The organism is Streptomyces sp. NPDC048278, from assembly GCF_040652195.1.
In the GTDB taxonomy this organism is placed as follows: domain Bacteria; phylum Actinomycetota; class Actinomycetes; order Streptomycetales; family Streptomycetaceae; genus Streptomyces.
Window position 1 is genome coordinate 138,494 of record NZ_JBEZLP010000007.1, and the last position, 13,122, is coordinate 151,615.

A 13,122-nucleotide genomic window follows, 5' to 3' on the forward strand; every position below is an offset into this window, starting at 1 on the left:
CCGCGGACGACGGGTTCGGGGTCGAAGAGGAGTTCGCCGACCGGGACGTCGCCCAGCACGTCAAAGCCCTGTCGGCGCGCCCCGCGGCCCAGCGGCGACACCGCGCTGACGTGCACCGGCCCCCGTTGCCTGGCCGCCGCCCGGCCACTGCGCCCGCTTCTCTCGGCCATCGCTGCGCGGGGGGTTGTCCTGACATTCCTCCGAATCTAGGGTCTCTCCGGGAGCAAGCGCTTTCTCCGCGTCTTGGTCCCCGCACTCCCAGGAGGACCCCCATGCCCCCACAGCCGACCCGCCGCCGCGTCGCCGTGATCGGCACCGGCGCGATCGTCAGCGGCAGCCATCTGCCCGCCCTCACCGCCCACGCCGACCGCACCGAGTTGGTCGCCGCGGTCGACGTCGACCAGGCCCGCCTCGACGCCTTCCGGGAACTCGCCGGCGGCGACGTCGCCGGGTACACCTCCGTCGACGAGATGCTGGACGCCGTACGCCCCGACCTCGTCCTCGTCGGCACGCCCCCCTCCCTGCACCGCGCGCAGACCGTGGCCGCGCTCAAGGCGGGCGCCTGGGTGCTGTGCGAGAAGCCGCTGTGCCTGTCGCTCGCCGAGTACGACGAGATCGCCGCCGCCGAGGAGGCCTCCGGCGCCTACGCCTCCGTGGTCTTCCAGCACCGCTACGGCTCCGGCGCCGTACACGCCCGGCAGCTGATCGCCGACGGCGAGCTGGGCGCCCCGCTGGTCGCGCACTGCCAGACCACCTGGCACCGGGACGCCGCCTACTACGCCGTGCCGTGGCGTGGCACCTGGGCCAGTGAAGGCGGCGGCCCGACCATGGGCCATGGCATCCACCAGTACGACCTGCTGCTGCACCTGCTCGGCCCGTGGACGGAGATCCGGGCCATGGCGGCCCGCCTGGTCCACGACACCGAGAGCGAGGACGTGTCCACCGCCCTCGTCCGCTTCGCGAACGGCGCCCTCGCCACCGTCGTCAACAGCGTGCTCTCCCCGCAGGAGGTGAGCCGCATCCGCGTCGACTGCGCGGACGCCACCGTCGAACTCACCCACCTGTACGGGCACCGCAACGAGGACTGGGTCTACACCCCGGCCCCGCACGTCCCCGCCACCCGCAGCGACGCCTGGCGCACCCCGGAGGCGGACGTCCCCAGCTCGCACACCGCGCAGCTCGGCGCCCTCCTCGACGCCTACGACGCGGGCGAACGGCCACCGGGCAGCGGCCCCGACGCCCGCGCCACCCTCGAATTCGCCGCCGCGCTCTACAAGTCGGCGTTCACGGGCCGCCCCGTGCACGCGGGCGAGATCGGCCCCGGCGACCCCTACTACGCAGCCATGCACGGCGACCACCCCCACTGGGCCCCCACCGAGGAGCGCGCATGAGCATCCGCGTCAGCCACGTCCACGGCGAGCACATCGCGGTCGCGGCACCGGACGGCACCGAGATCCTGCGGTACGTCTACCGCCCCGACCCCGAGGCGTACGAGGCGCGCAAGCCGTACGCCCACCCCGTGCGCACGCTGGCCGGGCGGACCGTCACCGGCTACCGGCCGAGCGACCACCGCTGGCACAAGGGCCTCCAGATGACGGCCAGCCACCTGTCCGGGCAGAACTTCTGGGGCGGCAACAGCTATGTCCACGGTCAGGGTTACCAGGTGCTGCCCGGGCGGGTCGGCTCGATGCGGCACGACGGATTCACCCGGTTCGCCGTCGCGGACGACCGGCTCTCCTTCACCGAGGAGCTGACCTGGGTGGAGAACGGCGGCGCGGAGTGGGCGCGGGAGGTGCGCGGGCTCACCGTCCACTCCGTCGACGAACGGGCCGGCGCCTGGGCGCTCGACTGGACCATCCACCTCACCAACGTCCGCGACGAGCCGCTGACCTTCGGTTCCCCCACCACCGAAGGCCGCGAGATGGCCGGGTACACCGGGCTCCAGTGGCGCGGCGCCCGTGACTTCACCGGCGGTACCGCGTTCGGCCCGGACTCCGTCACCGGCGCCGAGAAGCTGATGGGCACCCAGGGCCCCTGGCTCGCCTACACCACCGAGCACGACGAGGTGGACGGGCACTCCACGATCGTCTTCGCCCACGCGCCCGAGAACCTCGACGGGCGGACGCCGATCCACGAGTCGCACTGGTTCGTGCGCGCGGAACCGATCCCGACGGCCGCGTTCTCCTGGGCGTTCTTCGAGGAGTTCGAGCTGCCGCCCGGCGAGTCCTTCGCCTACCGCTACCGGATCGTCTTCGCCGACGGCGCCTGGGACGCCGACCGCGTCGCCGCGCATCTGGCGAGCCTGCCGTGGTGAGCACGCCCGGGTCCGCGCCGCCCCACCCCCTCCCCGGCGCCGTCGGCCTCTCCCACCTCAGCGCCTACGACTGGGAGGCCGCCGACGGCGTCTGCGGCGGCAGCCCGCATCTGCACCTGGTCTGCACGGAGGCGTACGTGGTCACCGGGGGCCGGGGCGCCGTGCAGACCCTCGGCCCGGCCGGCTACCGGGAGATCCCGCTGGAGCCCGGTTCCGTCGCCTGGTTCACCCCGGGCACCGTGCACCGCATGGTGCAGGGCGGCGACCTGCGCATCACCGTGCTGATGCAGAACGGCGGACTGCCGGAGGCCGGGGACGCCGTCTTCACCTTCCCGCCGGAGGTGCTCGCCGATCCCGAACGGTACTCGGCCGCCGCGGCGTTGCCGCCGGGCACCGGAGCCGAGACGGAACGGGCCGCCCGGCGCCGCCGGGACCTCGCCGTCGAGGGCTACCTCACGCTGCGGGAGACGCTGGTCGCCGGGGACGGCGGCCCGTACGCCGAGTTCCAGCGGTCCGCCGCCCGGCTGGTGCGCGACAGGGTGCCGCGCTGGCGGGAGCTGTGGCGGGCGGGTGCGCTGGCCGCCGCCGAGCGCACCGGTGCCCAGCTGGACGCGCTGCAGGCCGGCGAGCCCTCGTACCTCGGCGAGGCGGGCGCCTACGAGACCGCGCCCACCCGGCTCGGCGGGTTCGGGATGTGCGGCCGGCGTGACGAGTACAGCCTGCCGGGCGTGACGCTCCCGTACGGCGGTGGGTGACGCGGGTTTCCGGAGAGGGGTGCCGCCCGGCGATCAGGGAATGTGAGGTCTGTGGTGGATCAGGGGGTGATATGCGTTAGCGTGGCAGGCGGTGCCGGGGAGCCCCCGTGCTGATTCATACGGGTCATATAGGTGCAATAGGGGTAAGGGTGCGGGTCGGGGTGGTTGCGTGAGAATCCTGCACACTTCCGACTGGCATCTCGGCCGGGCGTTCCACCGCGTCAACATGCTGGGCGCCCAGTCGGAGTTCATCGGCCACCTCGTGGCGACCGTACGTGAGCACGCCGTCGACGCCGTGGTGGTCGCCGGCGACGTCTACGACCGCGCGGTGCCGCCGCTCGCCGCGGTCGAGCTGTTCGACGACGCCCTGCACCGGCTCGCCGGCCTCGGCGTGCCCACGGTGATGATCTCCGGCAACCACGACTCGGCCCGCCGCCTCGGGGTCGGCGCCGGTCTCATCGACCGCGCCGGCATCCACCTGCGCACCGAGCCGTCGGCCTGCGGCACCCCGGTCGTGCTCGCCGACGCCTCCGGGGACGTCGCGTTCTACGGCCTGCCGTATCTCGAACCCGCCCTGGTGAAGGACGAGTTCGCGGTCGACCGGGCCGGACACGAGACGGTGCTGGCCGCCGCCATGGACCGGGTCCGCGCCGACCTCGCCGCCCGCCCGCCGGGCACCCGCTCCGTCGTCCTCGCGCACGCCTTCGTCACCGGCGGCGAGCCCAGCGACAGCGAACGGGACATCACGGTGGGCGGTGTGGCCGCCGTCCCGGCCGGCGTCTTCGACGGGGTCGACTACGTGGCCCTCGGCCACCTGCACGGCTGCCAGACCCTCACCGAACGCGTCCGCTACTCCGGCTCGCCGCTGGCCTACTCCTTCTCCGAGGCCGGCCACCGCAAGAGCATGTGGCTCGTCGACCTCGCCGCCGACGGCACGGTCACCGCCGAGCGCCTCGACTGCCCGGTGCCACGCCCCCTGGCCCGCATCCGCGGCACCCTGGACAGCCTCCTCGCCGACCCCGCGCTCACCGCCCACGAGGACGCCTGGGTCGAGGCCACCCTCACCGACCCGGTCCGCCCCGCCGACCCCATGGCCCGCCTCGCCGACCGCTTCCCGCACACCCTCAGCCTGGTCTTCGACCCCGACCGCGCCCCGGACGACCCCGACGTCTCCTACGCCCGCCGCCTGGCCGGCCGCACCGACCGGCAGATCGCCGGGGACTTCGTCGCCCACGTGCGCGGCGCGGGCCCCGACGAACGCGAACTGGCCGTCCTGGGCGAGACGTTCGACGCGGTCCGCGCGGACGGCACGGTACGCGAGGTGGCCCGGTGACCGCACACCCGCACCCGAGCCCCCGCACGGAGGCGCCCGCATGAGGCTCCACCGGCTCGACATCACCGCCTTCGGACCCTTCGGCGGCTCCCAGAGCGTCGACTTCGACACGCTCTCCGCCGCCGGGCTCTTCCTCCTGCACGGACCGACCGGCGCCGGAAAGACCTCCGTCCTGGACGCCGTCTGCTACGCCCTCTACGGCACCGTCCCCGGCGCCCGGCAGACCGGCCAGGGCCTCACCCTGCGCAGCGACCACGCCGACCCGGCCACCCGCACCGAGGTCCGCCTCGAACTCTCCGTCGCCGGACGCCGGCTGGAGATCACCCGGCAGCCGCCCTGGGAACGCCCCAAGAAACGTGGCGCGGGCACCACCCTGGACAAGGCCCAGACCTGGCTGCGCGAGTACGACGCGACGGCCCGCGCCTGGAAGGACCTCAGCCGCTCCCACCAGGAGATCGGCGAGGAGATCACCCAACTGCTCGGCATGAGCCGCGAACAGTTCTGCCAGGTCGTTCTCCTGCCCCAGGGCGACTTCGCCCGCTTCCTGCGCGCCGACGCCGGCGCCCGCGGCCAGCTGCTCGGCCGGCTCTTCGACACCCAGCGCTTCGCCGACGTCGAGAAGCGCCTCGCCGAGCGCCGCAGGACCGCCGAGGCCCGGGTCCGGGACGGCGACTCCGTGCTGCTGGCCGACGCGCACCGCATGCAGCAGGAGGCCGGCGACGCGATGGAGCTGCCGGAGCTGGCCCCGGGCGAGCCCGGCCTGGCCGCCGCCGTCCTCGCCGCCGCGGCCGTGGCCCGCAGCACCGCACGCGAGCGCCTCACCGTCGCCCACTGCCGGCTCACCGCCGCCGAGTCCGCCCAGTTCGCCGCCGACCGCGCGCTCGCCGGCGTACGCGAACTGGCCCGGTCGCAGGCCCGGTTCGCCGAGGCACGGCAGCGGGCCGTACGGCTGGAGGAGCGGGCCGGGGACCACCGGGCCGCGCAGGCGCGGATGGAGCGGGCCCGCAAGGCGGAATCGGTGGCGCCGGCGCTGGAGCTGCGGGAGGCCGCCGAGGAGGAGCACCGCAGAGCGGCCGGCGCCGAGGTGCGCGCCCGGGCGCTGTTGCCGGAGAGCCTCGCCGGAGCCGGTGCGGCAGGGCTCGCCGCCGCTGCCCGCAAGGCCGCCGAGGAGCTGGGCGGGCTGGAGTCCGCGCGCCGGGCCGAGCGACGGCTCACCGAGGTCGTCGACGAGCGGGTCCGGCTCGACCGGCAGGAGCGGGACGACGAGGACACGCTGCGCGAGGCCGCGGGCTGGCTCGCCGGCTGGGACGCCCGGCGCGCGGGACTCCAGGCCCGTGTCGACTCCGCCCAGGAGGCCGCGACCCGCGCCGAGCAGCTCGCCGTGCAGCGCGACCCCGCCCGCCGGCGGCTGGAGGCCGCGCGGTTGCGGGACACGCTGGGCCGGGACACCGACGAGGCCCAGCGCGCCGCCCTCGCCTCCGCGCAACGCGCCGTGGCGGCACGGACGCACTGGCTCGACCTCAAGGAACAGCGGCTGAACGGCATCGCCGCCGAGCTGGCCGCGGAGCTCACCGAGGGACAGCCGTGCGCGGTCTGCGGGGCCACCGAACACCCCGCGCCGGCCGAGAAGTTCGCGGGCCACGTCGACCGCGAGGCCGAGGAGGGCGCGCTCGCCGCGCTCCAGCGCGCCGACGAGCAGCGCGCCCGGGACGAGCGGCGGCTCGGCACCGCACGCGAGGCCCTGGCCGCCGCCACCGCCGAGGCAGGAGACACGCCCACCGCACAACTGGCATCCCAGACGAACGAGTTGGAGCAGGAGTACGCCCGGGCCCGGCAGCTGGGCTCCACCCTCCACGCGGCCCACGAGGAGCTGCGGCTCGCCGAGCAGGAGCGCGAGCGCCGACTGGCCGACCGGCAGCAGACCGAGGTCCGGGCCGCCGCCCGGCTGACCCGCCGCGAGGGCCTCGACGCGGAACAGACCGTCCTGGAAGAGGAGTTGGCGCAGGCCCGGGGGAGCGCCGCCAGCGTGGCCGCGCGGGCCGGGCAGCTGGAGCGGCAGGCGGTACTGCTCACCGACGCCGCCGACACCGCGCGTGCCGCCGAGGACACCGCCCGGCACCTGAAGGACACCGACGCCCGGCTCGCCGACGCGGCCTACCGGGCCGGTTTCGACACCCCGGAGGCCGCGGCCACCGCCCTCCTCGACGACACCGCCCACCGCGAACTCCAACGGCGCCTGGACGAGCGGCAGTCCGAGGAGGCCGCAGTACGTGCCGTGCTCGCGGAGACCGACACCGCAGCCGCCGCGCAGCAGCCGCCCGCCGACCTCGACGCGGCGGAGCGCACCGCCGCCCTGGCCGCCCAGCGCCTGCGCGACGCCGCCTCCGCCCGCGACGGCGCCGCCCGCAGCTGCGGCGAACTCGACCGGCTCTCCGCCCGCGCCACCGCGGGCGTACGGCAACTCGCCCCGCTGCGCGAGGAGTACGACCGGGTCGCCCGGCTCGCCGGCCTCACCGCGGGCACCTCAGCCGACAACGAACGCAGGATGCGGCTGGAGTCCTACGTCCTGGCCGCCCGCCTGGAACAGGTCGCCGCCGCCGCGACCGTACGCCTGCAACGGATGTCGTCCGGCCGCTACACCCTGGTCCACTCCGACGACCGCACCGGACGGGGTCGCAGCGGCCTCGGACTGCACGTGGTCGACGCCTGGACCGGACGCGAACGGGACACCGCCACCCTCTCCGGCGGCGAGACCTTCTTCGCCTCCCTCGCCCTCGCCCTCGGCCTTGCGGACGTCGTCACCGACGAGGCGGGCGGTGTCCGCCTCGACACCCTCTTCATCGACGAGGGCTTCGGCAGCCTCGACGACCAGACCCTCGACGAAGTTCTCGACGTCCTCGACTCCCTCCGCGAACGTGACCGCACCGTCGGCATCGTCAGCCACGTCCCCGACCTGCGCCGCCGCATCCACGCCCAACTGGAGGTCTCCAAGGGGAGAACGGGCTCGGCCCTTCGACAGCACGGGGTCTGAGCGCTCCGGTGGTTGCGCGGTCCGTCCACCGCGGGCCGGTGGGGGCTGGTCGCGCAGTTCCCCGCGCCCCTTACGGGGCCCGGAAGAACGGCCCGGCGAAGCGCCCCGAAGGGGCGCGGGGAACTGCGCGACCAGCCACGACGCAGCCGCAGTCGACAGCCGGCCGATCGCGGCGCCCCCCCCAGCGGAGCCGCTCAGACGCCGACGGCCCGCCGCGGAAGCGGCGACGAGTAGACGACGCTCGTCGTCACCGACCCCAGCGTGCCGATCCGGCCGGAGACCTCCTCCAGGTGCCGCATCGAGCGGGCGGTGACCTTGAGGACGAAGCAGTCGTCGCCCGTGACGTGGTGCGCCTCCAGGATCTCGGGGGTCGCGGCGACCAGGTCGTGGAAGGGCTTGTAGTTGCCGTTCGGGTAGCGCAGCCGGACGAAGGCGAGGATGGGCAGGCCGAGCCGCTCCGGGTCGACCACCGCCGCGTACCCCTGGATCACGCCCGCCTCCTCCAGCCGCCGCACCCGCTCGGTCACCGCGCTCGCGGACATCGCGACGGCCCGCGCCAGCTCGGCGAAGCTGGCCCGGCCCTCACGCTGGAGGACGTCGAGGATGCGCAGGTCGGTGGCGTCCGGGGAAAACTCGGTCATGGAGGATGGATAACAGGGATTCCCCGGCCGGACAAGGAGTGGGCCGGGGATCACGGCTTCAGGGCGCCCCGTCACCCTCGTAGATTTGCGGCCATGGAGATCCGCCGCACCGACGGCGGCCGGCGAAAGGCCTCACATGACCGTCACCACCGACCACCCCGTCCTGCGCATCGCCCCCGCCGCCCCCGCCGAGGCCGCCGCCCACTTCCGGGCGAGCCTCGCCTGCCACGCCGACGTCTCCGACGTGGCCGCCGCCCTGGCCGCTGACGGCGACCCCGGCTTCGTCGTCCTGGACTCCCGCTCGACCGAGTCCTGGGACCAGGGGCACATCCCCGGCGCCGTCCACCTGCCCACCGCGCTCATCCCCGAGCAGGCGGCCGGGCTCCTCGACAGGGCGCGGCCCGTGGTGACGTACTGCTGGGGTCCCGGCTGCAACGGCGCGACCCGCGCCGCCCTCGCACTGGCCGAACTCGGCTACCAGGTCAAGGAGATGCTCGGCGGATTCGAGTACTGGGTGCGTGAGGGCTTCGAGTTCGAGACCTGGCAGGGCCGCGAGCGCCGCGCCCCGGACCCGCTGACCGCCCCCGTCGCGGGCGACTGCGGTTGCTGATTCCCGGAGGCGAACCTGTGCCGTCGCTGTCCGTGTAGGTTCACCCCATGACTCGATATGGGGATCCAGGCGCGGTGGAGTGGGTGGAGTCGGGCGGCGGCCCGCTGGTGGCGGTCCCGGAGACGGTTCTGCCGTTCTGGGCCGGCGCCGACAGCGAGGACCTGGCCACCGACTACGACCGGGCCTGCGAGGTCGACGGTTACGTCGGACTGCTCCCGGTCGGGGACAGCACCGCCCTGGTCCTCGGCGACGAACCCGCCTCGACGTCGTTCCTGCCGGACCACGGCACCTTCGTACGGTGGTCCGCCGCCAACTCGGAGGAAGAGCTCCTGGCGCAGGTGCCCGCCGCCCTCGACACCGCCGCGTGGGAGAGCGAGATCCGCTGGCAGGTCCCCGGCCCGGTCGTCCTGTTCGACTCCGCCTGGCCGGGTGACGAGTCCGAGGGCGGCGACCGTCTGCGGGTCCCGCTGGAACCGGGCACCTACGCGGTGCGCGCCGCCTACACCAGACCCGGCCCGGAAACCTGGCTGGGCCTGGTGCAGTTGCGCAGGCTCTCGGCCTGACCGACCGTCACTTCACGCCGTCGATCGCGATGTTGAGGTGGCGCGGGCCGCGCAGCACCGCGTTCGGGCGGTAGGGCGGCGGGTCCTCGACGAGGCGTGGGTTCTCGAGCCGGCGGGCCAGCTGGGCCAGCGCGATCTGGGCCTCCAGGCGGGCCAGCGGGGCGCCGAAGCAGCTGTGGATGCCGCTGCCGAAGCCGAGGTGCTGGATGTCCTGCCGGTCCGGGTCGAAGCGGTCGGGATCGGTGAACCGATGCGGGTCCCGGTTCCCGGCGGCAAGCATCAGCCAGATCCGTGACCCCTTGGGGATGGTCACCCCGTGCACCTCCAGGTCGGCGATGCAGGTGCGCTGCGGGAGCAACTGCACCGGCGGCTCGTAGCGCAGCAGCTCCTCCACGATCCGCACCGACAGCCCCGGGTCGGTACGCAGCCGCTCCAGGTACTGCGGGTGGCGCAGCAGCGTCAGCATGCCGTTGGTGATGAGGTTGACCGTCGTCTCGTGCCCGGCGATGAGCAGCAGCACCGAGGTGCTGAGCACCTCCATGGTCGTCATGGCGCCGTCCGGACCGTGACTGTGCACCAGGTCGGAGAGCATGTCGTCGCGCGGCTCCTTGGCGCGCTGCTCCACCAGCCCGTTCAGGTACATGCCGAGCTGCAGCCTGGCCTCCTGCGCGGTCTTCGCGGAGTCGTCGGCCGTGCGGCTGTCGGGGTCCAGGCCGGCCACGATCGGGTCGACCCAGGCCCGGAACCTCGGCTCGTCCTCGCGGGGCACGCCGAGCAGCCGGCAGATGACGGTGACCGGGAACGGGTAGGCGACCTGGTCGACCAGGTCGACCTCCCGGGCGTCCCCGAGGCCGTCGATCAGCTCGGTGACGATCTCCTCCAGCCGGCCCCGCATGCCGTCGATCCGGCGCGGCTGGTGCGGCGGCCCGAAGGAGCTGTTGGCGATCCGGCGCAGCCGGTCGTGCTCCGGCGGGTCGAGCCGGATGAAGCTCGGCGGCAGCCCCGTCGCCTCCGGTCCGGACAGCTCGTCGTCCCCGCCCGCGGTCACGTTGGACTCGTCGGAGCTGATCCGCGGATCGTGCAGCAGGGCCTCGATGGCGTGGTAGGTGCTGATGAGGTAGGGGCCGTCCTCCTCCTCGTGCAGCACCGGCGTCTTGCGGAGTTCCTCGTACAGCGGGTACGGGTCGGCGCGGTTCGCGAAGTCGGTGATCCGGTACAACATCGAGGTCTGCGTCATGACAGTTCCTTGGAGCGTCGGGGCCGGGTCGCGGTCAGTGGCGGGCGGGGTGGAAGACCAGCTGGGTGTCGGTCGGCGAGTAGCCGCTGAGCGTCACCATGGGGCCGTGCGTCGGCAGCGCCGGGTCCGGGAAGTCCGCGTCGACCGGCACCCGTCCTTCGGGACGCCGGTCCACGGTCGGGAACTCCACCGGGAACGGCCCGGCCTTCTCGATCTGCCGCTGGTAGAACTCCAGCCACCGCGTGTTGTCGAAGCTCACCGCGGCGATCGTCCGGCCCTTGTAGCCGTACACCCCGACGAACCGGCGTTCGGCCAGCGAACCCTGGGTGATCATGATCTGCTCGCCCATCGGCGGCACCCCGACCGACTTGATGTTCACCCCGAACTGCGACGACCAGAACGCCGGCACCCACAGGTGCGGCCTGCGCTCGGCGCTCGGGCTGATCATGTTGTGCGCGGCGATCTCGGCCTGGGCGACCGCGTTGCCCCAGTGTTCGAGGGACAGGAACTGGTAGCCGAACAGCGCGTGCGGGGACCGGGCGACGTCGCCGGCGACGAAGACGTCGTCGGTGACGATGCCCCGGAAGTCGAAGGCACGGCAGCCCGCGTCGCAGGCGATTCCCCGCGGGCCCGCGCCGAGACCGGAACCGGCCAGCCAGTCGGTGTTGCGGGTCGCGCCGAGCGAGACGATCACCACGTCCGCCTCGACGATCGACTCGTCGGACAGGTGGACCGCCCGCACCCGACCGGCCGGGTCGCCCTCCAGCGCGGTGACCTGGACGCCGGTGCGCAGGTCCACGCCGTTCTCGCGATGCATCTCGGCCGCCACCGCGCCGATCACCCCGCCGAGGGCGCCCACCAGCGGCGCGCCCGCGCGTTCCGCGACGGTGACCGCGATGCCCTGCTCCCGGCAGGCCGAGGCGATCTCCGACCCGGTGAACCCGGCGCCGATCACGAACACCCGGCGCGGCCCTGCCTTCAGCCGCCGCAGCAGCGCCGCCGCGTCGTCCCGGGTGCGCAGTGTGAACACGCCCTCGAGACGGGCCTCGTCCTCCTTCGGCCAGGGCCGGGCCCGCACCCCGGTCGCGATCAGCAGCCGGTCGTACTCGACCTCGTCGCCGTCGGCCAGCCGGACCCGCTTCGCCTCGACGTCGAGACCCGTGGCCGCGACGCCCAGCCGCCACTTCGCGTCGATCTCCCGGCGGTGCGGCAGCGCGGTGTGGTTCGGGACCGCCCTGCCGAGCAGGACCGCCTTGGACAGCGGCGGCCGGTCGTAGGGCTCGTACGGCTCGTCGCCGATCATGGTGAGTTCGCCGGTGAACCCCTCGGCACGCAGCGTCTCGGCGCCCCGCAGCCCGGCCAGCGAGGCGCCCACGACCACGATCCGGCCCTCACGGCGCAGCCAGTCGAGATAGTCAGTGGGCGGCATCGGAGGCACCTCCCGCGAATCCGTCCAGGCCGTCGGCGGTGATCGCCTGTACCGGGCAGGCGGCCACGGCCCGCGCCACCCGCTCGCGCTGCTCCTGCTCGGCCTGAGGGTTGTAGACGAGGGATTCCTCGCCGTGCATGGCGAAGACGTCCGGGGCGAGGAACGCGCACTGCGCGTACCCCTGACATCTGTTGAGGTCGACGACAAGGCGCATCATGGCTCCGCCCTTCCGGTGGCCAGGTCCGGTGCGTACCGCGGTCCGTCGGTCCGGTCGTGGACGGCGGCGAACTCCCCGCACGCCAGCATGGGAGCCCGCTCGCGCCGTCGCGCGCCGGGGCCCGCCGATCGGGTGAGCCCTCAGGCCGCCGGGCGCGTCGGGGCCGCGGCGGCACGGCGGAAGCCCGCCACGAGGATGTGCACGCTGAGCAGCAGCGACCAGGCCGGGAACACCAGCTCGGCCCAGGGCACGGCGGACGACACGAACAGCAGGACCAGGGTGGTGAGGAAGCCCAGCAGGGTGAGCCAACGCGGCAGGATGCGCAGGCGGTGCCCGATCACCGAGGCGGAACAGGTGTAGACGGCGGCCATCCGCATCGCGTACCCGGTCATCAGCGTGTAGGCGAGATGCTGGCCGAAGTCCCAGGTGGGCCGGGAGGGCGAGGTGCCCGCCGGATGAGCGGTGTCGAGCACGGACGACGCCACCGCGGCGGCGGCGAACATCATGGCGGTGAAGACCAGTCCGCTGCCGAGGAAGACGGTGGCCATGAACCGGTCCTCGGCGTCGCCGACGTGCGAGCGGACGGCGCCGACGAACCACAGGAAGAAGATGCCGGCGAACGGCACCAGCAGGAGGGCGGTGTGGAGGGCGCTGCGCCGGGTGGGATCCGGCTGCTGGGCGGTGACCGCGTCGGCGCCCTGCGGGATGGCCAGCCGGATCAGCACCATGGCCGCCGCGAGCAGCAGCGCGAAGACGATCCCGGCCGCTCCCGCGGCGCGCGGGGTCTGCAACGGCTCCTTCGGGTGCGTGGAGGTCTGCATCCGCGGCTCGCTTCCTGTGTCCGGTGGCCCCCGGCACCAGCAAGCCCGTCGGCGCCGGCCGCCGCCACCGGAGCACCCCCGAACGGCAGACCGTGCGGCCCCGGCCCCGGACACGGCCGCCGCCGGGCGCCCACCGGCAGTGGGCGCCCGTCCGGTGCCGCCGCCCGGTCA

Annotated in this window: 12 protein-coding genes; 7 read left to right on the forward strand and 5 right to left on the reverse strand. The window is 74.2% G+C overall.

The features are described 5' to 3' along the window. Positions 1 to 272: 272 nt before the first annotated feature. From AB0D74_RS15180 to AB0D74_RS15200, 5 genes are all read left to right on the forward strand, one after another. Positions 273 to 1,391 carry a Gfo/Idh/MocA family oxidoreductase gene (locus AB0D74_RS15180; RefSeq protein ID WP_362585447.1) on the forward strand — a complete coding sequence of 373 codons (1,119 nt, stop codon included), beginning with the start codon at positions 273 to 275 and terminating at the stop codon, positions 1,389 to 1,391. Further along, positions 1,388 to 2,314 (forward strand): PmoA family protein, encoded by a 927-nt coding sequence (locus AB0D74_RS15185; RefSeq protein ID WP_362585450.1) that lies wholly within the window; start codon positions 1,388 to 1,390, stop codon positions 2,312 to 2,314. Before AB0D74_RS15180 ends, AB0D74_RS15185 begins: the two co-directional genes overlap by 4 nt. Beyond that, a complete protein-coding gene (locus AB0D74_RS15190) occupies positions 2,311 to 3,069 on the forward strand; it encodes a cupin (protein WP_362585453.1) in 759 nt (252 codons plus the stop codon). Before AB0D74_RS15185 ends, AB0D74_RS15190 begins: the two co-directional genes overlap by 4 nt. Positions 3,070 to 3,238: 169 nt before the next feature. Next, on the forward strand, positions 3,239 to 4,402 hold the full coding sequence (locus tag AB0D74_RS15195) for an exonuclease SbcCD subunit D (RefSeq protein WP_362585456.1): 1,164 nt from the start codon (positions 3,239 to 3,241) through the stop codon (positions 4,400 to 4,402). Between the two features lie 40 nt (positions 4,403 to 4,442). Next, positions 4,443 to 7,433 (forward strand): SMC family ATPase, encoded by a 2,991-nt coding sequence (locus tag AB0D74_RS15200; protein ID WP_362585459.1) that lies wholly within the window; start codon positions 4,443 to 4,445, stop codon positions 7,431 to 7,433. A 194-nt stretch (positions 7,434 to 7,627) separates the two neighbouring features. Here AB0D74_RS15200 and AB0D74_RS15205 read toward each other — a convergent pair whose 3' ends face one another. Further along, entirely contained in the window at positions 7,628 to 8,074 is a 447-nt protein-coding gene (locus AB0D74_RS15205; protein ID WP_362585462.1) for an Lrp/AsnC family transcriptional regulator, read from the reverse strand. Between the two features lie 136 nt (positions 8,075 to 8,210). On the opposite strand from AB0D74_RS15205, the gene AB0D74_RS15210 reads away from it, so the two are divergent. Together AB0D74_RS15210 and AB0D74_RS15215 are read left to right on the forward strand one after the other, a co-directional pair. After that, positions 8,211 to 8,684, forward strand: coding sequence for a rhodanese-like domain-containing protein (locus tag AB0D74_RS15210; RefSeq protein WP_362585465.1), 474 nt, complete (start codon positions 8,211 to 8,213; stop codon positions 8,682 to 8,684). A gap of 47 nt (positions 8,685 to 8,731) precedes the next feature. Then, positions 8,732 to 9,247, forward strand: a complete 516-nt coding sequence (locus tag AB0D74_RS15215) for an immunity 21 family protein (protein ID WP_362585468.1) — start codon at positions 8,732 to 8,734, stop codon at positions 9,245 to 9,247. Between the two features lie 7 nt (positions 9,248 to 9,254). Here AB0D74_RS15215 and AB0D74_RS15220 read toward each other — a convergent pair whose 3' ends face one another. From AB0D74_RS15220 to AB0D74_RS15235, 4 genes are all read right to left on the reverse strand, one after another. Beyond that, entirely contained in the window at positions 9,255 to 10,484 is a 1,230-nt protein-coding gene (locus tag AB0D74_RS15220; protein WP_362585471.1) for a cytochrome P450, read from the reverse strand. Positions 10,485 to 10,518: 34 nt separating this feature from the next. Next, positions 10,519 to 11,913, reverse strand: coding sequence for an FAD/NAD(P)-binding oxidoreductase (locus tag AB0D74_RS15225; RefSeq protein WP_362585474.1), 1,395 nt, complete (start codon positions 11,911 to 11,913; stop codon positions 10,519 to 10,521). After that, positions 11,900 to 12,127 (reverse strand): ferredoxin, encoded by a 228-nt coding sequence (locus tag AB0D74_RS15230; protein ID WP_351720264.1) that lies wholly within the window; start codon positions 12,125 to 12,127, stop codon positions 11,900 to 11,902. The genes AB0D74_RS15225 and AB0D74_RS15230 overlap by 14 nt, the downstream gene beginning before the upstream one ends. A 143-nt stretch (positions 12,128 to 12,270) precedes the next feature. Next, positions 12,271 to 12,951 carry a hypothetical protein gene (locus AB0D74_RS15235; protein ID WP_362585477.1) on the reverse strand — a complete coding sequence of 227 codons (681 nt, stop codon included), beginning with the start codon at positions 12,949 to 12,951 and terminating at the stop codon, positions 12,271 to 12,273. Between the last annotated feature and the right edge of the window lie 171 nt (positions 12,952 to 13,122).

Excerpts from the sequence above, each read along its gene's own strand:
- AB0D74_RS15220 (WP_362585471.1), bottom strand. The coding sequence starts at position 10,484 with ATGACGCAGACCTCGATGTTGTACCGGATCACCGACTTCGCGAACCGC.
- AB0D74_RS15210 (WP_362585465.1), top strand. The coding sequence starts at position 8,211 with ATGACCGTCACCACCGACCACCCCGTCCTGCGCATCGCCCCCGCCGCC.
- AB0D74_RS15230 (WP_351720264.1), bottom strand. The coding sequence starts at position 12,127 with ATGCGCCTTGTCGTCGACCTCAACAGATGTCAGGGGTACGCGCAGTGC.
- AB0D74_RS15180 (WP_362585447.1), top strand. The coding sequence starts at position 273 with ATGCCCCCACAGCCGACCCGCCGCCGCGTCGCCGTGATCGGCACCGGC.
- AB0D74_RS15235 (WP_362585477.1), bottom strand. The coding sequence starts at position 12,951 with ATGCAGACCTCCACGCACCCGAAGGAGCCGTTGCAGACCCCGCGCGCC.
- AB0D74_RS15200 (WP_362585459.1), top strand. The coding sequence starts at position 4,443 with ATGAGGCTCCACCGGCTCGACATCACCGCCTTCGGACCCTTCGGCGGC.
- AB0D74_RS15215 (WP_362585468.1), top strand. The coding sequence starts at position 8,732 with ATGACTCGATATGGGGATCCAGGCGCGGTGGAGTGGGTGGAGTCGGGC.
- AB0D74_RS15205 (WP_362585462.1), bottom strand. The coding sequence starts at position 8,074 with ATGACCGAGTTTTCCCCGGACGCCACCGACCTGCGCATCCTCGACGTC.
- AB0D74_RS15225 (WP_362585474.1), bottom strand. The coding sequence starts at position 11,913 with ATGCCGCCCACTGACTATCTCGACTGGCTGCGCCGTGAGGGCCGGATC.
- AB0D74_RS15185 (WP_362585450.1), top strand. The coding sequence starts at position 1,388 with ATGAGCATCCGCGTCAGCCACGTCCACGGCGAGCACATCGCGGTCGCG.